This window comes from Paenibacillus sp. FSL K6-1122 (genome assembly GCF_037977015.1).
Lineage (GTDB): Bacteria > Bacillota > Bacilli > Paenibacillales > Paenibacillaceae > Paenibacillus > Paenibacillus amylolyticus.
In genome coordinates this window covers 3,659,373-3,683,652 of sequence record NZ_CP150272.1, presented here as the reverse complement: position 1 = coordinate 3,683,652, position 24,280 = coordinate 3,659,373, and the positions used below count along the sequence as shown (strand labels likewise).

21 protein-coding genes and 1 pseudogene are annotated in these 24,280 nt (G+C 42.4%); 7 read left to right on the top strand and 15 right to left on the bottom strand.

Annotated elements, in window-relative coordinates; translation table 11 throughout:
- Positions 1–32: 32 nt before the first annotated feature.
- Complete coding sequence (locus NSQ20_RS16735; protein ID WP_017688372.1) at positions 33–902, bottom strand: carbohydrate ABC transporter permease; 870 nt, start codon at positions 900–902, stop codon at positions 33–35.
- A gap of 18 nt (positions 903–920) precedes the next feature.
- The gene (locus NSQ20_RS16730; protein ID WP_036616097.1) at positions 921–1,805 is read right to left on the bottom strand and encodes an ABC transporter permease subunit; all 885 of its coding nucleotides are present in this window, start codon (positions 1,803–1,805) and stop codon (positions 921–923) included.
- A 317-nt stretch (positions 1,806–2,122) separates the two neighbouring features.
- Between NSQ20_RS16730 and NSQ20_RS16725 the strand changes: the two genes are divergently transcribed.
- Positions 2,123–3,832: a histidine kinase gene (locus NSQ20_RS16725; protein WP_340030369.1), complete on the top strand. Its 1,710-nt coding sequence runs from the start codon at positions 2,123–2,125 to the stop codon at positions 3,830–3,832.
- Entirely contained in the window at positions 3,832–5,181 is a 1,350-nt protein-coding gene (locus NSQ20_RS16720) for a response regulator (RefSeq protein WP_340030368.1), read from the top strand. Before NSQ20_RS16725 ends, NSQ20_RS16720 begins: the two co-directional genes overlap by 1 nt.
- 103 nt (positions 5,182–5,284) lie before the next feature.
- Here NSQ20_RS16720 and NSQ20_RS16715 read toward each other — a convergent pair whose 3' ends face one another.
- The 8 genes from NSQ20_RS16715 to NSQ20_RS16680 form a co-directional block, all read right to left on the bottom strand.
- Positions 5,285–5,731 carry a GNAT family N-acetyltransferase gene (locus NSQ20_RS16715; RefSeq protein ID WP_340030367.1) on the bottom strand — a complete coding sequence of 149 codons (447 nt, stop codon included), beginning with the start codon at positions 5,729–5,731 and terminating at the stop codon, positions 5,285–5,287.
- A gap of 186 nt (positions 5,732–5,917) precedes the next feature.
- Positions 5,918–6,772: an AraC family transcriptional regulator gene (locus tag NSQ20_RS16710; protein ID WP_340030366.1), complete on the bottom strand. Its 855-nt coding sequence runs from the start codon at positions 6,770–6,772 to the stop codon at positions 5,918–5,920.
- 102 nt (positions 6,773–6,874) lie between these two features.
- On the bottom strand, positions 6,875–7,999 hold the full coding sequence (gene dnaN / locus NSQ20_RS16705; protein ID WP_340030365.1) for a DNA polymerase III subunit beta: 1,125 nt from the start codon (positions 7,997–7,999) through the stop codon (positions 6,875–6,877).
- 27 nt (positions 8,000–8,026) lie between these two features.
- On the bottom strand, positions 8,027–8,119 hold the full coding sequence (locus NSQ20_RS16700; protein ID WP_308600194.1) for a hypothetical protein: 93 nt from the start codon (positions 8,117–8,119) through the stop codon (positions 8,027–8,029).
- A 641-nt stretch (positions 8,120–8,760) separates the two neighbouring features.
- Positions 8,761–9,627 (bottom strand): aldo/keto reductase, encoded by an 867-nt coding sequence (locus NSQ20_RS16695; RefSeq protein WP_100527863.1) that lies wholly within the window; start codon positions 9,625–9,627, stop codon positions 8,761–8,763.
- Entirely contained in the window at positions 9,624–10,016 is a 393-nt protein-coding gene (locus NSQ20_RS16690) for a metalloregulator ArsR/SmtB family transcription factor (protein WP_340030364.1), read from the bottom strand. Before NSQ20_RS16690 ends, NSQ20_RS16695 begins: the two co-directional genes overlap by 4 nt.
- A 203-nt stretch (positions 10,017–10,219) precedes the next feature.
- Positions 10,220–11,050 (bottom strand): SDR family oxidoreductase, encoded by an 831-nt coding sequence (locus tag NSQ20_RS16685; protein ID WP_100527861.1) that lies wholly within the window; start codon positions 11,048–11,050, stop codon positions 10,220–10,222.
- A gap of 45 nt (positions 11,051–11,095) precedes the next feature.
- A complete protein-coding gene (locus NSQ20_RS16680) occupies positions 11,096–11,848 on the bottom strand; it encodes an SDR family NAD(P)-dependent oxidoreductase (protein WP_100527860.1) in 753 nt (250 codons plus the stop codon).
- Between the two features lie 116 nt (positions 11,849–11,964).
- Between NSQ20_RS16680 and NSQ20_RS16675 the strand changes: the two genes are divergently transcribed.
- Together NSQ20_RS16675 and NSQ20_RS16670 are read left to right on the top strand one after the other, a co-directional pair.
- The gene (locus NSQ20_RS16675; RefSeq protein WP_076253214.1) at positions 11,965–12,408 is read left to right on the top strand and encodes a MarR family transcriptional regulator; all 444 of its coding nucleotides are present in this window, start codon (positions 11,965–11,967) and stop codon (positions 12,406–12,408) included.
- Positions 12,409–12,640: 232 nt separating this feature from the next.
- The gene (locus NSQ20_RS16670; RefSeq protein WP_076253108.1) at positions 12,641–13,606 is read left to right on the top strand and encodes a LacI family DNA-binding transcriptional regulator; all 966 of its coding nucleotides are present in this window, start codon (positions 12,641–12,643) and stop codon (positions 13,604–13,606) included.
- Positions 13,607–13,756: 150 nt separating this feature from the next.
- Here the strand turns inward: NSQ20_RS16670 and NSQ20_RS16665 are convergent.
- Positions 13,757–14,911 (bottom strand): annotated as a pseudogene (locus NSQ20_RS16665) (6-phospho-beta-glucosidase); the annotation flags it as partial.
- Positions 14,912–15,021: 110 nt separating this feature from the next.
- Between NSQ20_RS16665 and NSQ20_RS16660 the strand changes: the two are divergent.
- Together NSQ20_RS16660 and NSQ20_RS16655 are read left to right on the top strand one after the other, a co-directional pair.
- Entirely contained in the window at positions 15,022–15,864 is an 843-nt protein-coding gene (locus NSQ20_RS16660) for a PRD domain-containing protein (RefSeq protein WP_036671246.1), read from the top strand.
- 227 nt (positions 15,865–16,091) lie between these two features.
- Complete coding sequence (locus tag NSQ20_RS16655; RefSeq protein WP_340020413.1) at positions 16,092–17,975, top strand: beta-glucoside-specific PTS transporter subunit IIABC; 1,884 nt, start codon at positions 16,092–16,094, stop codon at positions 17,973–17,975.
- 923 nt (positions 17,976–18,898) lie between these two features.
- Here NSQ20_RS16655 and NSQ20_RS16650 read toward each other — a convergent pair.
- The 3 genes from NSQ20_RS16650 to NSQ20_RS16640 all read right to left on the bottom strand — a co-directional run bounded on the left by NSQ20_RS16650 (position 18,899) and on the right by NSQ20_RS16640 (position 22,502).
- Positions 18,899–20,137 carry a DUF418 domain-containing protein gene (locus NSQ20_RS16650; protein WP_340030363.1) on the bottom strand — a complete coding sequence of 413 codons (1,239 nt, stop codon included), beginning with the start codon at positions 20,135–20,137 and terminating at the stop codon, positions 18,899–18,901.
- Positions 20,138–20,307: 170 nt separating this feature from the next.
- A complete protein-coding gene (gene map, locus NSQ20_RS16645) occupies positions 20,308–21,048 on the bottom strand; it encodes a type I methionyl aminopeptidase (RefSeq protein WP_036615705.1) in 741 nt (246 codons plus the stop codon).
- Between the two features lie 146 nt (positions 21,049–21,194).
- Positions 21,195–22,502, bottom strand: coding sequence for an AraC family transcriptional regulator (locus NSQ20_RS16640; RefSeq protein ID WP_340030362.1), 1,308 nt, complete (start codon positions 22,500–22,502; stop codon positions 21,195–21,197).
- Between the two features lie 173 nt (positions 22,503–22,675).
- Between NSQ20_RS16640 and NSQ20_RS16635 the strand changes: the two genes are divergently transcribed.
- Positions 22,676–23,305 (top strand): GNAT family N-acetyltransferase, encoded by a 630-nt coding sequence (locus NSQ20_RS16635; RefSeq protein WP_340030361.1) that lies wholly within the window; start codon positions 22,676–22,678, stop codon positions 23,303–23,305.
- A 359-nt stretch (positions 23,306–23,664) separates the two neighbouring features.
- Here the strand turns inward: NSQ20_RS16635 and NSQ20_RS16630 are convergent, their stop codons facing one another.
- Positions 23,665–24,195 carry a VOC family protein gene (locus NSQ20_RS16630; protein ID WP_340030360.1) on the bottom strand — a complete coding sequence of 177 codons (531 nt, stop codon included), beginning with the start codon at positions 24,193–24,195 and terminating at the stop codon, positions 23,665–23,667.
- Positions 24,196–24,280: the final 85 nt, after the last annotated feature.

The window sequence follows — 24,280 nt, the reverse complement described above, 5'->3', positions numbered from 1 at the left end:
ACTCATACTCAATTTGTTTGTCGTCACACCAACTATTCTTTGACGGCTCCTAGTACAATTCCCTTCACGAAATATCGTTGTAAAAAAGGATAGACCAAAATGATCGGAAGCGTGCTTACGAAAATTTGGGCTGCCTTGATGCTCTGTTCGGACATTGCGGCAACCTCGGACTGGCTCATCGCCATATTTTGCATATTGCTCTGCACGACAACGGTCTGTAAGAACGAAGCCAGCGGATACTTACTTGCATCCGACATGTACAATATCCCGTCAAACCAGGAGTTCCAGTGCCCCACCATAATGAACAAGGATACGGTCGCTATGCCAGGCAGAGATAATGGTAAATATATTTTGCTGAGAATTACGAAAAAGGACGCTCCGTCAATGAAAGCTGCTTCTTCCAAGGCTTTGGGAATCGTTTTGAAAAAATTGACGAGAAGAATCAAATTATAAGCACCAAAAGCGCCCGGTAACACAAGAGCCCATATCGTGTCCTTTAATCCAAGGGCTGTGATCAATATGTAAGAAGGTATCAATCCCCCCGAGAAGAGCATGGTAAAGATAAAAAACCACATGAGCACGTTGCGTCCCCGGAATTCCTTGGACAGGGCATATCCTGCACAGGTAAGAATAAACATGCTGATGGTTGTACCCAATACGGTTCGAGTGATGGATGTTAGCATGGCACCGTTGAAATTAGAATTGTTGAACGTTTTTACATAGGCGTCCACGTTGAACCCCACCGGCCAAAATGAAACCATATTACCGCTAATGGCCGCTTTGCTGCTTAGAGATTGCGCCAACAGATGAAGCAGTGGAAGAAAACACGCCAGACCCGCCAGTATCATGAACGCGTAATTAAAATAGGAGAATACTCTATAACCTGTCGTTTTATGGTACATGATCCCTCTCCCTCCTTGTTAGAATATTTTGTAATTGGCATACTTATAGGCCAGCCTGTAAGAGACAACGATCAAGATCAAGCTAATTCCCGATTTGAACAGTCCTACAGCGGTCCCGAAGCCGTATTGCCCGTTTAACAAGGATGAACGGTAGACATAGGTGTCAATGATATCTCCCGTACTGTAGACAAGCGGATTGTACAGATTGAAAACCTGATCAAAGCCCGCGTCCAGAATATTGCCCAGACTCAGCGTAGAAATGACGATAATCATGGGCAACATGCTAGGCAAAGTTACGTATCGAATTTGCTGCCGGCGTGTGGCACCATCGATCTCGGCCGCTTCGTAATAAGATGGATTAATTCCCGCAATGGTCGCCAGATAAACAATCATGCCAAAGCCAAAGCTCTTCCACACATCGCTGATCACAACCGTAAATCGAAACAGATCAGGATCACCCAAGAAGTAAATGGGATCGTTCCCGAAAATACGTGTCAAGATGTGATTGATTCCTCCGTCTAATCCCAGAATGTCAATCATCAACCCCGCGACCGTTACCCAGGACAAGAAATGCGGCAGATACACCAGTGTCTGAACACTTTTCTTAATGCCCATATTTCGGATCTCGCTCAGCAGAATAGCCATGACGATCGGAACGATAATCCCAACGATAATTTTAGAAACGGCGATAATTAACGTATTAACGATCGCTTGTGTGGCTTCTTTGTACTGGAAAATTCGTTCGAAATTATCTAACCCGATCCACCGTGAACCTGTGATGCCCAGCCATGGTTTGTAGTCCTGAAATGCCATGAGCAAACCCACCATCGGGCCATAAGAAAAGATGCAGACAAACACAAATGCGGGAATACACAGTACGTACAAAGGCCAGCTTTTCTTGATTTCCTTTTTGAATGAAGTCCGCTGGGATAGCTTTGTTTTTGTTTTTTTCGCGGATCTGGCGGGTACAATCTCGTTAATGTTGCATACCTCCTCTATGATGGTTCTTCGAAAGCGATCCTTGAAGATAAGCTTAACAAAAGCGCTTTCACTCCAAAATGCCAAAATTTCAAGATCATCACCCCACCCTGAAGCACTTTAAAGCCGCTTTCATTTATCGTCGTTGCTGCCCTTCCGCTTTTCTAAGGTTTGGCTTATATTAAAGTTAATCCGATCTGGAGTTTAAACTTCTGCTTGTGACGATATGAAAGGAAACACATATGATCAGAAAAATGTATATGAAGCGATTTATCTATTTCTTTGTTTTTTTTCTGCTGCTGACGTTAAGTTTGTTTTTCGTGATGAACCGATTAAGCTCCAAGACACTTGAAGAAAATCTGATTGGCGCTTCCAAAAACCAGCTTGATTATGTGAAAGGCATTCTGGACGGGATTATATACGAGGCTAACATGTACGGAGTTCAATATGCAGCTGACAGTGATGTCCGATTTTATCAGAGGCATGTTATCGAGCTGAGCAATTACGATTCCCAAATGAAGAAAAACGATATCGTTGATCGCTTGCGGCAAACGCTCCTCTCCAGTCGATCGATTGAATCAATCGGCATTTACTGGAAGTCTGAAGAAACGTTTCTGTCCACCAACAGCACGCCGGAGGCGAGACTTCCGTTCAAGGATGTTCATCAACGGGGATGGCAAATCGTCGGCAATAGCTTGTATTACTTTGCCCTCTACCCTTACATCCAAAAATCCGGACAAAATGAACCGACTCAGTACGTCGTTGGTGTAAAGCTGAATACCGATTATTTGAAAAATCTGCTGAAAAAGGCTGTGAACAACGACAGCTCAAACGCTTTTTTTTGGTTTAATTCCCATCAGTTATGGAGTGAGAAAGAAGTCGACAACGATCTATTGAAAGCGGTTACTAATATGCTTTCTCCACAGCCGGAGATCACGTTGAAATATGATTATCACACCAAGTCGGACGATTACTATGTTCTATCCCGATATATTGAATCAATCGACGCCTACCTGATTACATATACACAGACGAATGATTTTCTGCAACCGATTGACCGCAACCGTAAAGTTTTTTTTACCAGTATTTTAGCCGTGTTCACGCTTGGTCTGGTTGTGATCTTTACGTTTTATCGGAACTACTACCGTAATCTCCGTTTGTTGGAGAGAAAGTTTTCACAGGTCGAGCAAGGTAATCACAACACGCGGATCACCGAAAATACGGGCAAAGAGTTTTACAGCCTGTTCAGAAGTTTTAATCATATGGTTACCGAGATCCAGGATCTGTTTGTATCTTTGAAGACTGAAACGGAACTAAGACGAAGTGCGGAACTTCAACAACTCCAAGCTCAGATCAATCCTCATTTTTTGTACAACAGTTTGTTTTTCATCATGTCGGTGGCTCAGTTCTCACCTGATTCTGTCATGCGCATGAGCAAACATCTAGCTGAATATTATCGTTATTTAACCAAGTTGGACCGACATGAAGTCACGCTCGAAAGCGAGCTTCAGTTTGCGGAACATTTCCTGATCATTATGGCTCTCAGCAAAAAAATGGAGTACAGCATTGATCTGCCGCCAGAACTGGCCTCCCTTCCCCTCATGCCGCTGATCATCCAGCCAGTGGTTGAAAATGCGATTCAACATGGAATCGAAGGACAACAAGGTGCACATCGGGTTACGATTGATGTAAAACAGACGGAGGCTGCAATAACGATCAAGGTCTCCGATGACGGCAAAGGTCTTTCGCTTGATGATATCCGTAGCCTGGAGGCTCGGCTTGAGAGTGATACCCCGCCTGAAGGAATTAAAGGCGTAGGGCTCTGGAATGTAAATCAACGTCTGAAAAATACGTACGGCGAACTTAGCGGGTTACATTTTACTACGAATGATTGGGGCGGCTTGTCCGTCCTGCTGCTCATCAGCATTCCCGAGGTGAAAGGAGATAACTAATGCGATTATTAATTGTGGATGACGGACATTATGTCGTTGAGTATATGAAGCACTTACTCGATTGGAACACCTTTGGCATTCATCAGATCGAGACGATGACAAATTCGATTGAAGCCCGTGACATGTTGACTCAAAACCATATCGATATTCTGATCACTGACATACGAATGCCCGAGGTTTCTGGTATTGATCTGCTTCAACATATCCACCAACATAACTTGCCAACCAAAGTGATCATCCTTTCCGGCTACTCTGAGTTCGAATACGCGCAACAAGGAATTCGTTTAGGAGCGCTGGACTACTTGCTCAAACCTGTCGACAAAGATGATGTGGAGAAAGCCATGTTCAAAGCCATCAACAATATTACAAAGACACGGCCCGCTCAATCTGTTGCATGGGAGAACTTCGATGGATTGGGGTATCTGCTTTCGCTTCTTGGTCATAACGAGAACTTCAGGAAAGAGTATGATGCGTATACTGAATTTTTAGGGGAACGCCGTTTTTGCTGCTTCAAGCTGGAGGTTTTCACACAGGAACATGAAGATGTTATAAAACATGCTGTCGGAGACAAATTGGATCGTCTCGTTTGGAATGCGGGAACACGACTGTTCGGTCTTGTTCCGGAAGAAGTTGCTGCAGAACTGACCATCAAACTGGAGCAATCGGTCGCGTCTCCTCCATTTTTGTTGGCTGATCGAAACGTGACCCGACAGATGTTCTACAGGTTCTTCCTTAATGAAGACGTGCACTCAGAAGACTTCAGCGGGATATTCAACCATTCTCCGTCATGCAGTGATTGGGAGTCGGCGGGAAATATCATTAAAAAATATGATCAAATCCATCTCCGAAAGCAAAAAATAATCTTTCTCATGGAGACCATTCTATATGTATATCTGGCGGACAAGGATCAGGATGACTCTGAAACCGTGGATTGGATATTTCACCAGTTACGGCATCCTGATGAACTATCCTCAACTCTCTTGGATCGGGTCAGTCGAATCAGAAACAACAAACAGATGTCCATTCAAACTATCGTTGACAAAGTACAAACGTATATCGAAGACCATCTGTCACATGGCCTTAGCCTGGATGAACTGGGGAAAGTTGCACATCTCCATCCCGTTTACTTTTCCAAACTGTTTAAACAGGAGACAGGCGAAAATGTGTCAAACTACATTTCCAGGAAAAGGTTGGAGAAGGCTTCTCAATTGCTTCAAGATTCGGAACTCCGTGTAGCCGATATAGCGCAGATGGTTGGTTACCGAAAAAATCAATATTTTATCCAGTTGTTCAAAGTCGAATACGGAGTTACGCCCTACCAGTACCGCAGAAATATGATCCATCAATGACTTCGGTTGAATATGTACATAAATGATATGTCCAATGCAGTACCGAAAAAGCCCAACTTCCTACTCTTGTGTTTACAGAGTGAGTTGGGTCTTTTTAGTACAATTAATGGGTTAGGTCGATCACCTTATCAAAGCAATATGAATCTTTGTCATAGCCGTTATGCTCATAAAAAGCATGGGCGTCGGTTCGCTTCATTCCGCTACATAAAATAATACTTGATATTCCCCGTTCTTTAGCAAAATGTTCAGTCTGTCTTAGTAGTTTTGTGCCTATCCCTCTATTTTGCAGCTCTCTTTTAACAGCAAGAGCTTGAATATGTAGATAACCTATTGGAACTCCTACAGATAATGACTGTACAATAGTTACAAAACCGACGACATCATTATCTATTAGTGCAACAAATGTTTTGTAATTCCCGGCCTTATTCATCTCTTCCATAGTCACTCTGAAGTCTGCATCATTAACATTACGAATTTCAAGTACATCATTCCATAAAAAAACAACTTCAGCATAATCATCTGATATAATTTCTCGTATTTTAATATCCATACCTAGCCCCTTCAATATAAAATAATCGAACAATATCCCCTATCCTTCTATTTGTGTTAAGGTTATCCGCGCTATTTGCAACGGCAAGTTATAGGGCCATCCTTTGTGGAGATGGCCCTATATTATAATCTAAATTTGTTCAGTTTTCATCTTCGTTAACACCTGCATTTTGATCGCATAAGAGCGTTATTTTTTCTTCACGGGTATCCAGATTTCTCCTGAAACATTCCCATGTCGTGCCATTCCATAATACATTTCGAAAGTAGGGCCCTCAACCTGTTCGTATTCAGATGTCGGAAACCACTCAGAATAGATTCGTTCCCATAGTTTTTGCATATCACACTGCGGCTCCGGGAAGACCGCCCACGTTAATGTTGGGATAGCAAGTTTTGTGAATCTCTCCGGAATCTCAAGCCCCTTAGGTACATGATAACAGATCATGTATTTGAAAGATTCTTTAGTGTGATCGTAAAGGGCGGCGTGTAACATGGTATCGCCAAAACGTCCCAGTAAGTCGTTCATAAGATCAACGCTGCCATCATCATCACATTTTATACGGAATTGAGGAACTTCAGAGAAGGCTGTTTTCTGGTCTGCATTTATAATTCCATATACTCCAAACATCTCAAAAGAATCTCTTTGCTCAATACGGTAATTCATTTCGACATCCCCTTTTATTGAAATATGAAAGGACATTCGAGGATAGGCTTTTAGAGAAACGCCTGTATCACGCGCGGATATAGGCATAATACCATGAAGATTCTTAAAGGCGCGTGCAAACGCCTCTGGCGAATCATATCCATATTTCATAGCTACATCAATAACCTTTGAGCCTGTTGTCTGCAGTTCGAATGCAGCCAATGTCAACCGTCGACGTCGAATGTACTCCGATAACGTTACGCCAGTAATAAATGGAAACATTCTTTGAAAATGATAGGTAGAGCAACAGGCTCTCTGTGCTATTTCATCATATGAAATAGTGTCCGCTAGATTTGTTTCGATATATTCCATGGCACTATTCATCCTGACCAACCAATCCATCGTATTCCCTCCCTTCAAGGTAATTTTATGGGAAATAAATAATGAATACCTTGCAATTTCTGCACGAAAAAGTCAGTAAAAAACTTGCTCCTCTGATACGGTTCACCGGGTCATCACTGGAGTAATCAAGAACAGAGTAGACATGAGCGAATCATCTGGAAGTACGACGATGGGACTTGTTTTCCCGGAGTATCTTAATCGGATGATCTCACAATCTATGTTGCGAAGTATATCGATAAAAAACTTTCCATTTAGTGATACCACAAATTCTTCCCCACACATCTCTAATAGTGGAATTTCATTCTGAATATCTCCAACATCGGCTGTTTTGGACAATAGTTTTAATGTGTCTGCATTAGCTACTAATCTGATCACTTGTTCACTGGCCATCACAGTTACACATTCAACTGCTTTCAACAAACATGCTGTATCAACTGCGATTTCACACAAATAAGATTGAGGGATTACATTCTTTATGGATGGGAACGTTCCTTCAATAAGAGCAGACTCCACTTTCAGTCCAGTTGTCATGAATTTAACTCGGTTATTAGTCACTTCAATTTTAGTTGTGTCATCTGTTTTGTTCAATATTTTCGATAATTCATAGAGATTTTTCGCCGGAATAACAGCGTTCAAACTGCTGTGGGTAGCATCTTCTAAATGCAAAACGCGGTATGCAAGCCGCACTCCATCTGTAGCAATTAAGTTAAGACAATCATTACTGCATTCCAAAGAAACTCCTGTTAATATGGGGCTGGTCTCGGACGTTGATGCTACGATTGCTAGCTGTTTAATAGTCGAACGAAGTAAGGAAGTATTAATGCGTAGTTTAGTAGAAGGGAACGCCTCTCCATCATCAATGGAAGGGAATTCTGTAGGGTCCATGCCGCATAAACGTAATTGAGAATGACCGGATACAATCGAAAGAATCATTGGCTCTTTAATTTCAAGTATAACTTTGTCACCATTAAATTTACGAATAATATCGTGAAAATAACGCGATGGTATAACGATAGCCCCTGTTCTTTTTACAGTCAGAGAAACACCATCTTGAGCAATCATAGACTGTATCGTCATACTTGTATTACTTGCCGTAAAAGTAACGCCATCTGCACCTGCTTGAATATGTATTCCTTGAAGAATAGGTATTGAACTATTTGCTGCTACTGCCTTTATCACATATTGTATGGCATTCATAAGAGAATTTTTTGTTATCTCTACCAGCAAAGACGTCACCTACCTCGAATAAAAAAATTATTTTGTATAGAAGGACTCAATGATGTTACGTATAGCCTCCGAACGAGAAAGTTTATGCTCTGTGCAATGGTTTTCGATTTCCCCCCACATGTCCTCTGTTAGAGTTAAAGATATTTTTTTAGTCACACCTATACTCTTTCTCCCGGAACCTTCTCGCAGACCACCTCTCGAAAAGACAAAACCTAACTGGCCTTCTTTATTAGAGACACCAACTTTAATGTTATTGTTGTTCAATATAATAACACCCCCAAATTTTGATTTAGGTAACCTCATTCAAACGAATCTCTTCTCATCTTATCATGTCTCTACATGGATTTACAATATTTTAAAAGCGATTGCTGAAGAACAACTCATCGAATGTAAAGCTGGGACTATCTCAAAAGGAATTCCCTTCGCTTCAAGCGCTAACGAACCTACCGCACTATAAATGGACCAACTCGATGAAATAACGTCTCTATGATTCGTTAGAATTCAAACCTATGCAAATGAGAGCAAATAGCGTGTGCTAGGTCCGTTAGAACTGTATAACCCTGACAAAGGGCTGTACCCGGTCATGCTCATGACTCACAGGACAGCCCCAAGAAAATAATTACGTATAGACACCTTTTTTATATACTCAACTGGACTTCGGGAATCGAAGTGTCGTTTCATGTTCGGGAAGAAAGAAGCTTTTGGGGAATGACCACCAAATTTGAGTATCCGGTTGTTGTTCAAAATCGAATTATGATCCATCAATGAGAACGAATAAATAACTTCAGCAAATTGATATAAATCGGGTTGACCATGTAGCCATTTGGACTTACGGAATATCTCTTACCCGTGTCCAACCGTCGTATTTGTTCCATTTCCCTCTCATTCAACTCAAAGTCGAATGTTTCTTTGTTCTCTTTTATCCGTTGAGGATTCGTTGATTTGGGGATGACAATAATTCCGCGTTGCAGATGCCAGCGCAAAATGACTTGCGCAACCGACTTCTGATGGCAAAGGGCAATTGCCACCAGCTCCGGATGCTCCAGCAGCGCTTTGCTTCCCTGCCCCAACGGTCCCCAAGCCTCATGCAGAATCCGATGTCGAACCATATAATCATGCAATTCGTGTTGCGGAAATTCCGGATGGGTCTCGATCTGATTTACCATCGGCGAAATCCGGGAATGTTTCTTCAGATGCTCCAGATGCCGGATCTCGAAATTGGCTACACCTATAACTTTGATTTTACCTGCGTCGTATAACTCTTCCATCGCCTTCCAGGCATTCACGTATTGAGGACCTGCAAAATGAATCAAATACATATCCAGATATGTCACATTCAGCTTCTGGCAAGTCTTCTCGAACGCCTTTTTCGTCGCACGGTACCCCAGGTCTGTCGTCCATACCTTGGAGGTAATGAAGAACTCCTCCCTGGGAATGCCGCTGTTTTGGATGACCCGACCTAACACCGCTTCATTTCCGTAAATTTTGGCCGTATCGAAATGGCGATAACCCATTCGAATAGCCTCCTCGACAGTCCTTTCGAAGGTCCCCCCGTCTTTGATCTTATATAGGCCGAACCCGAGTTGAGGAATGTCCACTCCGTTTGCCGCTGCGACTGTCTGATTCATTCGCAACTCCCCCTCCCCGTTTTTTCTAATTGTTGTTCCGATGCTTGTTCTTCACATTGCGTTAGCAACTTTTCTATCTCGTTCACCAGGTTTTTCAACAATTTCAACTTGCTACCGGAGTCTAGTCTGTAATAGTTGAGAGTTCCTTCTTTACGAACACTTATAATCTGTGATTCTTTCAATATTTTCAGATGATGTGATACGGTCGGTCGGGAAAGGTGAGTTTTCATCCTGATCTCTCCTACGCGCATACCGGGTTTTTGCGGCCCTTGAATCAAGGCTATGAGGATGGCTTGCCGAGTCTCGTCTCCGATCGCATTCAACACCTTCTGATTGTTCTTAAATTCGATAGCAATCGTGGTCGTAAGTTCCTGATCCAGATAAATCATCCCCTTCCATTTAGAATGTGTAATACTTTTGTAGATACAGCCTATCACAATCTCGGATTCGGCTGTATATCGGGAAAGAAATTCAAGAACCTATTTTTCCCATGTCTTAAGAATACATTAGCAAAAGAAGAAGCCACCCCTGATGAATGGAGTGGCTTCTATAAATAGTTGTTATTTTTTTAAAAAAGGCGTGAAAATTCCAATCAGTTGTTGAAGTAATGAGACTGTTTAAGGTCGGGAATCAGTGAAGGTTGCACTGGCCGCCATCCCATAAGTTCCTGTGTTGCAACGCTTGATCTCGGGATATCGAGCGCTGCGAGTGTGCTGAGAAAGCCAAAATGGGCATCTGCCTCTTCGCGTGAAATGCTGACTACAGGTACATTCAGCTGCTCACCAATAGCACTCGCGATGTCGCAAAATGGCACTCCTTCATCTGCGACCCCATCTAGTCGTGAACCAGCGGGTGCCTTTTCTAACGCCAGACAATATAGATGCGCGGCATCAAGGCGATGCACAGCCGGCCAGCGGTTGTTCCCCTCTCCCACATAGGCTGAGAAGCCCTTAATCTTGGCAATATTGATCAGGCTCGGAACAAATCCTGTGTCACCCTCACCGTGTACCGATGGACAAAGCTCTACAATCGATGTACGCACTCCACGCCCTGCCAGCGCTAACACTATGTTCTCCGTTGCCACTCCATTCACATGTGTGGTGATTACAAACGGCTTGCCAGATCCTTCAAGTGCCGCCCCCATCGCTTCTACGGCATGCAGATCTGTTGTGAGTGCTCCAGCGAAGTTCGAAAAGTCGTGATGGAATGCCAGATGAATGACGCCATCCGCAGCAGCTGCACCACTACGGAGGCTGTCAAGATCGTTGATGTCACCGCGGTGTACTTCGGCCCCGGACTCTTTTAGTTTCGCAGCACTACTGTCTGAACGCACGAGACCGATGACCTGATGCCCCCTTTCAATAAGTTCGCTGGTGACAGCGGAACCGATGTAGCCTGTTGCTCCTGTTACGAAAACGCGCATCCTGAAATCCTCCTTAAGTTACTCACCCTCATTGTATAACTATGATCACCAAGCAATGGGTCCATCCTCATCTGAGAATGTTCCTGTTGGGCCATCCGCTCCAATCATCGCCAGCCGGACCGCTTCACGAGCCCCTTGTTCAACACTACGAGTACCAGCAAAATTATTAAGCGCAGTCGATGTGAAGCCTGGACATGCCGCATTGACCTTGATGTTTGTTGATTCAAGCGCAAATGCAAAGGCAAGTGTCACCGCATGAACAGCTGATTTTGATGCCGAATAGGCACCAAACATCGCACGATGCGAGTTTTCGGGAATAGAGTTCCAGCTAAGGGAGCCGCCGGTACTGCCTATGTTGACGATACGTGCTGCCGGGGCCTCCCGCAAAAGTGGCAACATCGCCTGCGTAACAGCAATAACTCCAAAAACATTAGTCTCATAAACTGTACGAATATCTTCAAGCGAAGCAACGGTCAAAAGACCACTCGCTGCGCCACCGTTCGGAAATGATTCACCCGATCTGCCTGCGTGCGAGATCCCCGCATTGTTCACGAGTACATCGAGACGACCAAATTCGTTCCGAATACGTTCAGCAGCAGCAGCGATGGAGTTTTCATCTGTAACGTCGAGCTGGAGAGCGTGTGAATCTGAACCGATGCTTTTTGAGGCAGTTTCTCCATTCTCGAGGCTGCGAGATCCAACGAGCACGGTGAATCCTTGTTTCGTGAGATTCTTCGCAATTTGAAGGCCGATACCTTTATTAGCCCCGGTGACCAGAGCGACAGGTTTATCTTGCATAGTTATAATCTCCTTTTTTTGTGATTGGTGGGTCCATATGAACTAAGTTGACGCGTCAACCTTGGATCAAATTTAGCACATTGAAGTTGACGCGTCAACCATGTTATTATGCTCCTATGGATAAAAATGAACTTAACGAAGAAGAAATGCGAATATGGCATATGTGGAAAGGTTCCTTTCAGACCATCTTCGGTCGTATCGTCAAAGATATGGCCGATCACTCAGGATTGTCGGAGGGTGATTTTGGAGTATTGGACCGATTAGTCCTTTTTGGGGATGGTAGCCTTCGCCAACAGGAATTAGCCGACTCTATGGACTGGGATAAAAGTCGATTATCTCATCATCTGAAGCGTATGGAAAAACGTGGACTCGTGATGAAGAAACCATTAGACAACGATCGTGGAGTACAAGTCAGTATCACTTCTTCTGGAAAATCAATGTTAGATGATGCCCGTCCCTACCTCTCCAAGGCAATACGCAAACATTTTTTTGAACAATTAACCGAACAAGATATCGAGTTGATTACTAAACTGGCGGAAAGGACAAACTCAAGCTCTTAGCGTCTTATCTAGCCGCCGTCTCGACCACGTTTGTTAAAGGTGAGCTTCTAACAAACGTGGTTTTGGTTTGTCAACCAACGTAGAAGGTATATGAAAAATACGTGTCACTTTGTGAGGATTTAAGTTTTTGTTCTCAACATCTAACATGCCATTATCTGGTCACATATCGAGATGATGGCCTCTACCTTGTAAACAATTAAAATCGTGCTATCCTTATGATGAGGTGGATCAGATGGCAAATATTCAAGAGATTGCACGTCTTGCAGGCGTTTCTACAGCAACCGTTTCAAGGGTAATTAATCGACATCCTTATGTAAGCGATTTAACAAGAGAAAAAGTCTTGAACATCATTGAGCAATTGGATTATGTCCCTAATTCAAATGCAAAGTCCTTAAAAAATGGAGCGACAAAAGTCATCGGTGTTATGGGTGTTACTTACAATCCCCTTTTGATGTCACTTGTCCGTTCATTCCACATGATATCCCAAAAATACGGATTCAACATTATGCTTTTTATGACAGACGGAGATCGTGATAAGGAGCTTGTAGCGCTTGAAATGTTACGCAGTAAACAGGTGGATGCCCTTCTTTGTCTGGTACGGACGATTGAGTGGGATATCATCGAATCCTATACGAAATATGGGCCAATTGTAACATGGCAGCGTCTTACCAGCGACACCATACCGTCCGTATTTATGGACCAATATCAAGGTTATACGCTGGGTCTCGAATATCTGTATGCCAGAGGTTATCGTAAAATTTTGAACGTGTATTCGTCCAAAGGACAGAATACCTTGGAGCGAATAAGAGCTTATGAGGATTTTGTACAGAAGCATGGGTTGAAGAACACTGGCTTTCCGCAATTTCATAATAAAGTCACCATTCATGATGGTGAGGAAATAGCGCGATGGTGGATAGAACAAACGGACAAGCCGGATGCCATTTCCTGTTCGACTGATGAGGTAGCAGCAGGTATTTTAACGGAGATTCAACGCTCGGGGTTTTCGGTTCCGGATGATGTGGGAATCATGGGATTTGATAATACAGACAGCGCTCACCTGCTGGATCTGACAACGATCCATTACCCCGTGGATAAACAAGCAGAGAATGCCTTTAATATTATTATGAGTATGCTGGAAAATTCGGCATCCAATCTTCATCCTCTTCAGTTTAGACTGATTGAACGAAAATCTACATAAAACAACATCCATCCTTTTAAACGAAGAAAAGAGCCCATTTGAGATCATGAGTTCTTTTCTCTTCCATCCCGTTAAACTTCATGAACGAACAACATTCAGGCCTGTCCCTATATGAGGGACAGGCCTGAATGACTTCAATCTCTAAATAAATTATTTGTGAAATTGCGGAAGATGTTCTTTATGCGCTTCCAACATTTCATCTAAAACTACCTTAGCAATGTCACCGCTGGTAACGAGCGGATTAAGTGTGAATGCTTGTAGAGCGGTTGCATAATCTCCTGTGACCGCTGCTTCGATCGTCAGTTCCTCCATTGCCTTCATCACCTGCAATAGCCCTTTTTGTGCGGACGGGAATGCGCCAAAGTGAACAGGCTCTGCACCATGGGCTGTAATGATACTTGTAACTTCGATGGCACTGTTATATGGTAGATCGCTAATTGCTCCGCGGTTCTGTGTGTTGACTACCATATGCGTTCCCTTGTTGTTATATACGGAATTAATAACTTCACAAGCTGCGTCGCTGTAATAAGCACCTCCGCGTTTTTCCAATTCCTTAGGCTTGTAATTCAGGTTAGGATCTTTATAAAGTTCAAACAAACTTTCCTCCAGGCGTTTCACAACCTGCCCGCGAGTTCCTTCGCCATTGACCGCTTCTACTTCCTCTTCAAGCATGCTGTCGGTCATGTAATAGTACCGGTGATAAGGACAAGGCAGCATACCCAGTTGGAGAATTTGCTCATACAAGAAACGCATACTTTTTATATTTTCTACCATTTTTTCTGGCTCGGCATCAGGACCGTAGAGCTTTTCGATGGCCTGTTTAGTTAGCTCTTTACCATCTCGGTCATAAATTTTGTGCCAGTGAAGGTGATTAATACCGGCAAATTTGAAGAACAGTTCCTCTTCATTTTTTTCCAGAACAGCAGCTTCATTCTTGGAGGAAATAATCGGAACATTGCACAAACCAATGACCTTCTCCCATTTACCATATTGGAGCACAGCTTCCGTTACCATTCCCGCAGGGTTCGTGAAATTGATTAACCAAGCATCTGGGCAAAGTTCCTTCATGTCCTCAACAATTCCAAGAACGACCGGAATGGTACGGAATGCTTTGAACATCCCACCTGCTCCGTTGGTTTCCTGACCAATCATCCCATGGCTAATCGGAATCGTTTCGTCCTTAATACGAGCTTCCAAAAGGCCGACCCGGAATTGGGTGGTGACAAAATCGGCATCGGCCAACGCTTCTCTTCGATTAAGCGTCAAGTGAATATCACAGTCGATTCCCGCCGCTTTTACCATCCGTTGATTCGGGCAATACCTAAGAAAGTTTGAATGCCGTTAACCAATTGGCGGCGTTTGAACTATCTTAGGTTTTTTTTATGCATATTGCAGAAAACAAGGAGCCGATGCACATGATTATTGAAAAAGTATTAAACAATAACCTTCTGCTGACCCGCAATACAAAGGGGAAGGAAGTCATCGTTATGGGTAAAGGCATCTCCTTCCAAAAAAGTGCAGGTGATGAGGTCGATGAACACAAGATCGATAAAATCTTCCATTTAGCCGAGCATGCATTTGCTGTAAAAATGGCTGAACTGATACATGAATTACCCGCCGTTCATTTCGAAGTTGTGAACGAGATCGTAAAACACGCCAACCATGTCCTTGGTACTGAACTCAGCGACAATATTTATCTGTCGTTAACCGACCATATTAGTTTTGCCATCCAACGTAAGAACAAAGGTATGGAGATTAAAAATGCCATGTTGTTCGAAATTAAACGTTTCTATAAAACGGAATTCAGTATCGGATTGGATGCTTTGCAGTTAATCAGCGACATGATTGGAGTTTCGCTCGGGGAAGATGAGGCTGGGTTTATCGCCTTACATGTCGTCAATGCCCGACTTGACGGCACGGAAATGAAATTGACGATAAAGATGACTGAAATTGTCAACGAGATTTTGAAAATCGTCACGTACCATTACGGCACCGTTCTTGATGAATCGAGCTTAAATTATTCGCGTTTCTTAACACACCTTCAATATTTCGCCATGCGCTTATTGCGCCACGAGATTCACCAAAGCGGCGAAGATTTTTTATATCAGCAGGTGAAAAAGACTTATGTCAGAGCCTTTTCTTGCACTTGCAAGATCAACGAGTACTTAGAAAAAACGTATGTACAGTCCTTAAACAAAGATGAATTCGTTTACTTAACCATTCATATCCAGCGGCTTACTGAACGAAGCACTTTATAGCCCTATTTCTTTCAAGCTAAAACTTCATATACAACACATTAGGATAAAGGATTGTGACTGGTAAAGCAGGCAAAACCTGGACTGATGGCAAAATGATTTTTCTTTTTATTTTGCCACGAGTTCAGGTTTTGCTGCTTTTTGGAAGTGAAACGATGTAAGCCGGCACATCAGGAACGAACAGCTCACAACCTGAGATCAATTACCCATCATGAAGGAGGCAATATGCTATGAGTAATAAAGACAAAGAACTGTCCATACGTGTTATTGAACTTGTTGGAGGTGAATCTAATGTGAATGATGTATATCACTGTGCAACCAGGCTTAGATTCACACTGAAAGATCATACAAAAGCGAATGAACAGGCGTTGAAAAATACAGCTGGAGTCATCACCGTTGTGAAAAGCGGCGGTCAATTTCAAGTCGTCATCGGCAACAACGTGTCCAAAGTTTATGAAGGAATCATGGAGCACACCAACCTTCAAGATGGCGGCAGCAAAACGGATACTAAAGAGAATGCAGAAAAAACAGGAATATTCGGAAAAACCGTAGATCTTATTTCCAGTGTTTTTTCCCCGCTGCTCAGTGCGCTAGCTGGAGCTGGATTGCTCAAAGGTCTGGTTGTTTTGTCTGTGGCGCTCGGCTGGCTAGATGACACCTCAGGAACTTATCTAATTTTAAACGCGGCATCAAGCAGTGTATTCACCTTTTTGCCCATATTTTTGGCAGTTACTGCCGCAAGGAAATTCAAAGCTAATATGAACGTATCCTTGGCTATTGCAGGAGCCCTGGTCTTTCCGACCATTTCCGCTGCGTTTAATAGCGGTCAAACTTATGATTTCTTAGGCATCCCCATTGTGCTTGTGATGTACACTTCCACCGTGTTTCCAATCCTTCTGGCGGTGTGGGTTCAATCTCATATAGAAAAATGGTTCAACTCGATTATTCACCAGTCTATCCGCAATATTCTTGTGCCGATGCTGTCGCTTCTAATTGTCGTCCCGCTTACCATTCTTGCTTTTGGACCGATCGGCAACAGTGTTAGTCAGGGGTTAGCTAGCGGTTTTACCTCACTCATGCAATTCAGCCCAATGTTGGCAGGAGCAGTCACTGGTGGTTTCTGGCAGGTCATTGTTATCTTTGGACTCCACTGGGCTTTTCTTCCAATTACACTTAATAATCTGGCGACAATAGGCTATGATTTAATGCGCCCGATGTTGACCGCAGCCGTGCTGGCTCAAGCCGGTGCTTTGCTCGCCGTTATGCTGAAAACCCGCAATTCACAGCTTAAAACCCTTTCCGGATCTGCTACGATTACTGCGATTTTCGGAATTACGGAACCAGGCATTTACGGAGTTACTTTACGATTGAAAAAACCGTTCATTTACGCATGTATTTCCGCAGCGATCGGGGGCGCAATTATCGGAGTCGGGGGTGGTCGGGCAGTCGCTTACTCACTTCCCAGCCTGCTCGCTTTTCCTACTTACGTGACAACGGGGTTCGCCTCGGTTGTGATCGGTGTTTCCGTATCTTTTGTCCTGGCTTTTCTACTCACGTTGCTGCTTGGATTCAAGGATCTTGAGGCTACTGTTGAGGAGCCGCAGATTGAAACTTCTGGACAGGAAAAACAAGCGATTGAGCCAAGTGAATCTCGGTTAAACAAGGAAATCATTGTGAGTCCGCTTAAAGGCAGTGTTCAGCTACTTGAAGATTTGCCCGATCCCGCCTTCTCTTCAGGTGCCATGGGACAGGGGCTTGTCATTGAACCCACTGATGGAATTTTGGTATCGCCAATCAATGGTGTCGTAACCACCGTATTCCCTACCGGTCATGCGCTCGGTCTGACCACGGACAGTGGCATGGAGCTTCTGATCCATATTGGAGTGAATACGGTAAAGCTAAAAGGACAATTTTTTGAGAAAAAAGTTAAAGAGGGCGATCGGGTTTCTTGCGGGCAACTGCTTGTAGAGTTTGACGCGGAGCAAATCCGGACAGCCGGTTACATCACTGCCACCTCAGTCATCGTTACCAACTCCGCCAACTACTTGGACGTGTTAAAAACTACTGAACAGGAAGTGAAGCAAGGCGATTATCTAATGTCGGCGGTAGTCTAACGATTGGAGATGGATTACCTGTCGGTAATCGAACTATTTTTTTCGGGTTATATACTGTCTACTAATTCACTTATTCCGTATGATCCAAAGAAGCCACTCCGGCAAAGGAGTGGTTTTTCTCTGGATAGCACTTTCCGTTTATTTATCAGCGTAAGGCTATTATGTAGCAAACTCCTTCATTGCTTCCACGGCAATGGTTAATGCGATTGGTGGCGTATCGAAAGCAAAAGTGATGCATAATTATCTAATTGATCATTGGAATAAGTTCTTTCCCCTCAACCTTTGAGATAGGCAATTACATGGATTAAACAAAAAAAGCCGCTGCTTTAGCCACTTTTATATGAATACCTAATCTCCAGCAGAGTATCCTATGAAAAATATTTCCCTGAGTGCAGATCTTCTATTTCTTGAGAAAGTCTTTTAGTATGTAACTTCATAATTCTCCAACCTCCATACTTACACATACTCACTGTTCTTTTCGTTTAAAAAACATCTTGCCAACCATAAGTCCCATAGCCGATGAACAGATCAGATACCCAAAGAACAAGAAAAGTAAATAAATAACATGAAGATCTGCAGGTATCTGTTTCAAACCTTCAAACCAAGCAAAACGAAAAGGATAAAAGATGACTACCCAAATGATCAGCAAGAAAAGAAGAAAATTAATTATTTTTAGCACAATAATGATCCTTTCAAGCTTGAGTGGAAACAGTTGAATGTATATGCTTCATCTTTCATTTCGCATTACCTTACCACTGCCCGCACTATATTAGTTAGCTTATGTATTAGGGTTGATATGTTGAATCTATAAATAATTACTAATTATAACAGGAAACATTAGGAAGATGATCGTTACGACATAAAGAAGCCCTTTCTTTTGGTGGAACGAGCTTCTTTTTGCGTTTCACGATAACACTTTATGCTTACTGGACACCAGGCGCGTTTTCATTCGTAGTTAAATTTGATCTTTTCTTCTTTCTTGGCTGCCCTTTCCAGGACAGATAAGTCCAAATCCGTAGGATATACTCGACAGGTCCATTGCTAAATTTCTTAAGATATAGCGGACTGAGCCACAATTGAATACCGTAGACAGCAAGCGCAATAATTGCTCCGATAAACACGCCAGCACTTCCAAACAGTCCCAGGCCATATCCATAGAAAATTGTTGTACAGATTACGCTCTGCATCAGATAATTCGTCAACGAGAGACGGCCGACCGCCTCGAACCTGCCCATCAGGCTGAAACGGCGGTTTCCAGCATACAACAGCGCGAATGCGTATATGTATCCGAGTGCAAGCAACGCTCCTCCAAGCGTCCCCCCGATTCCGATTCCGAGCCAACCTTCCGCACCCAATTGTGGCGCCAATACACCGTATGCTTTGAGTATCAAACCTACCGGAATCAATAATGATGCCCGGCGAAGATATATAGCTCGCATCGTTTGGGGATCGCTAAACGTGCCTATTCTGGCAGCGTGCATGCCGAGCAGGAACATCGGCACCGTCATGAGTGGTGCTAACATCAGGGCTATCAGGGCAAATGACAGCTCCAAATCCCCGCCGAATGGATCGCCGTTATTACTGAAATTCCTGATTTCCGCGTATGTGCCGTTGCCGTATACATCCTGACTTTGAATGATGTAGTTCTCCATATGAATGGACTCAATCGCCAGCGGGTTCATCGGATTAGATGCCGGGAGACCAAGTATGCCCGCTCCCATGAGTAGCAGTACCGCCCATATGAGTAGCGTTTTGGGCTTCCGATTAAGGAACATGAGCAAGAAGAAACCGAGTACACCATAAAATGTAAGGATATCCCCTTCCCATAGATAGATGATGTGCAGTAATCCGATTCCAAACAGTAGTAGAAAACGGCGTGCCAGATGACACTTTGGTCGTAAATCTCGTGATTTTAGGCTTTCCGAGAGCTTAACCATTCCAAAGCCAAACATAAATGCAAAAATCGGCATAAAACTGCCCACCACAGTGATCAGCAGGAATAAGAGGAAAGCCTGATCTGCTCCGCCAATCCCGAACAGTTGGGGTTTGCTCTGGCCATACATTCCATATTGGAAAGCCAGCATATTCGCCAGTACAATGCCGACCAGACTGAATCCACGCAGTCCATCAATGACTTGAACGCGCTTTTTTGTTGTGCTCAATCAATCACCTCTGTCTATAACATAAAGATCAGATCTAAATATACGTTAAATCCTTCCATAATTTCAACATAAATTAATAAGCGAACGTTTATATTTTGATTTACTTTGACGTACCAATAAAACAAAAACAAAAAAAGTCGCTAAATTTAGCGACTTTCAGTTTGAACACCTTAAAGAGTGACAATAATCGGACCATTTTTAGTAAGGATAATGGTATGTTCTATTTGAGCTACATAGCTGTTTTTAGTAACAAAGGTCCAGCCATCTCCAGTTTGGACTACTTCTTCTTCTGAAGTTGAAATAAATGGCTCGAATGCGATAACCATACCTTCTTTTAACAATTCATCATCCGATGGATCATTATAATTATAGATGTGGTCAGGTGCTTCGTGTATTCCACGTCCAACACCATGTCCTGTAAGGTTTTTGATAACCGTTAATTCATGCTGTCTAGCAGTTTGGAATACGGCTTTTCCGATCCCGCTTTTTTTGGAGCCCGGTTTTGCTTTTTTAAGACCTGCTTCAAATGCCAGTTTAACAACGTCGCATATTTTCGTTAACACTTCTGCACCTTCGCCTACGACAAACGAGAGTCCCGTATCTGCAAAATAACTGTTCTTGGAGCCAGACACATCAATATTGACGATGTCCCCTTCTTGAATAACCCGGTCTCCCGGAATACCATGTGCCACTTCTTCATTAACACTAATACAAGTAAATCCCGGGAAATTATATTCACTTTTTGGAGCAGAAACTGCGCCAGCTTTCTCAAAAAGCTCTCCTGCCAAATCATCAAGTTCTTTAGTCGTTATGCCTGGGATGGTTCTTTGAACCAATTCATCTCGAATAGAAGCTACAATTTTGCCAATTTCCTTCAAGCCATTAAAATCTTCTTCTGTTCTTGCGATCATTTTTTCTTACCTCACTATCTTTTATCATTAATTGATTACATAAGTGTTATCTTTGATTGCACATTAGATAATCATATCCAAAGCAGCAAAGCTTCGCAACTTTTTTATCAACATTATGAGTGTGGTTATTCTCTTGTACCTTCGTATTATTGAAGTTCAATTCTCCATCCCTTCATATATTCTGCGCCATAAGTGAGCGTATAGTTTTGAAGTAGTCCTTGTATGGTGGTTATCTGTTCTAGAATAGAGTTACTACTAGTCCTGACGATAAATACAGGCAAGATATCGTTTTCCCTGAATTGGTTGAGCAGCCATGTCAAAACTTGAAAATCGTCACGGTTTGCATTATCCAAAGTTTCTTCAAATCGAAAAATGTTGTTGGGGCTTACGTTATTTTCCTGAAGGATCTTCTTAAGATACGCATGTGAATCACCTTTTACTAATTCAGATAGCTTGATCAAATATGGAGAAGTTGAATTTTGTTCATCATGTCCAAATATATCGATGTGAATCCATTTATTTAGTTCGCTGTTTATCGTCTCAGGAATTTCAAATAATCTACGATGTCTTGCAAAAACTAATGCTGGATCGATGATTTCCCTACAGTGATCTTTCATCTCCTGTTTCTTTTTATGTTGTTCACGAAATGCTTTCGGTCCTTCCGGGAAAATCTTATTAAATCGTTGATAAAAATATCTGGGTGAAGAAAAACCACTCTCAATTGATATTTCTACCAGACTTCGATCTGTCGTCAATAATTGTTTGATTGCGTGCTCAATGCGCAAGTAATGAAGCAAGTTTTGCAGCGTATCTCCTATTAATAACTTGAATTGTGATGATAAATAATCCAAATTCAAATATTCCTCTGTGTGCTTGGCGATATCATTCAAAGATGCCTTGTTAATAAACCCCCTATTATTGAATAAGTAATCATATATTCTTCCTATTCGTTGCAGCTTGGTTGGGTTCCCTTCGAACATTCTTTTCGCATCAAAATTTATAATAAGCAGGTCCAATAACTGTTCGACTGTATTCTTTAACGTTAAAAATGGCATCTCACTCTTAGTTACAATTGGAGTTATTAACATGCATATGGCCTCAATGATTCCTTCTGCTCGTTCTAAACCTAGATATGCTCCAGGGCTAAATTCATGCGCAAACCAGACATAGGATAAATCAGGGTAATATTCCTTTGCAAATGCAGCATCGATATTTATTTGGAGGACGACATTGTTTTCATCGGTCTGCCATAGACGGTGAACTTGATTGATATTGAAAATTTCTATTGTACCAGCACCTAATGTTCGTTGCTCATCTGCAATGGCAACATGAATGCTACCTTCCAATATAATCACCACTTCAATGGAATTATGCCATCGGAACGGTTCATCTTTGAACTTTAGAAACTGTACGTTCATGGGAGAACTGTCGGTGAAATAACCCCTACCACTCATCTTGTGATCTCCTCCTTCCACTCCAATCCAACGAGTCGCAAGCAACATACAAAGGAAATCTAAGAAATGAACCCACAACTCAAAGAAATGTGAATTGTCCACGCTTCTGCATTTTAGGAAAATAAATGATAGAACATCAACAAAATCTTAAATGAAGGATTGGGGAGATATGAATGAACCAAATTCAAATCACACAGCAGGTTAATGCACAACAACAAGAACAAGTTGCTCATTTATTTTACGAAGCTTTTCCATTGAAAGTAACACATCTTTGGTTTTATGCAAAAACGAAAAAACAAGCAGTAGAACTATTAGCTCAGTCTATTCAATTTGAACAGGGCATTTACGCATTAAGAAATGAAGAAGTAGTTGGATTTCTCGGTTACAATATAGGAAAAAAAGCGTTCACACCTGCCAATTATGCAGCTTTTCGGAACGTGTACTCCCCAGTGGTAGCGACTTGGCGATTTTTATTTTATGCGTTTTATTTGAAATTTCATTTGTATCACAAACATGTATTGCATATTGACCCTATTGCCGTATCTGAAGAAGCACGTGGTCATGGCATAGGTAAATTGCTATTAAGTAAGTTGGAGCAAGTCGCAAGAAATAAGCAAATTACTATAATCAATCTAGAGGTCGTCGATACGAATCCTTCAGCACAAAAATTATATGAGCGGTTCGGTTATATGCTTAAAAAAGAACTGAAATCGGGCCCGTTTACTGCCAAGGCAGACTTCAAAAAAGTGATATTTATGCAAAAATGCTTATCGAGCACCCATTCATCAATAAAATCAGAATAAAGGATGCTAAGCGGATCTTGTGTCCACGTTAATAACAGCAACCGTTTCTTTAAACGCTCTGATGGCAACATACCGATTTCTTGCTCAACAGGCTTACCATCTTTGAATAAAATGGTTGCAGGAATGCTCATAATCTGAAAACGTGACGAGTTTTCCACTTTATCATCCAAGTTAACTTTAACAAATTTAACATCTTCCGTGTTTTCCTTAGCTTAAACATGTTCCCTCCTTTCATTAGTGTGATGGAAACATGGGGAATAGATTATAAGAAACTCAATGAGGATACTTCGACCGATACAGACGAATAGGATTACGGACAGTAGAAAACGAGCGCATCCATGTTTAGGATGCGCTCTGAACTAGCTGTTTATGGAAAAATCGCTTTTGGCCCATTCAGCGACTCTTCGACTACTTTCTTCTTCCGATAGATCTTCAATCCGAGTAAGAATAGACCAGCGTACGCCAAAAGGGTCTAGTATACTTCCGAATCGATCACCAGACGCAAAGTTAATAATTTCTTCTCTTACTTTCGCCCCTCTGGATACGGCGGTTGCAATGGTTTCATCCACATTAATGACATAAATCCCTAAAGAATAACATGCATGATCTTGATCTGGGGGCAAAGCCAATTGATATGCCGGGTTTGCAGCCCCAAGCTGTAAAAAACCATTTCCAAAATCTAATTCGGCATGAACAATAATCGTATTACGATTTCCATCTGGATGCTCAGTGATATCTTTCACCCTTGCATTGAAAACAACTTTGTAGAACTCTATTGCTTCAGAAGGGTCTTTCACTGTTATAAATGGGGTAATCGATGTAACGCCGTTAGGTGTACCCTTGTTTGTATATTTTCCTGATACTGCCTTGTGTTTTGTCTGTTCACTCATATGTTTACTCCGCCTTCCTTTTCAGTAATCCGAGATTGTCAACATTATAAAACAACTTCACTGACATCTACTGTCAGTGAAGTTG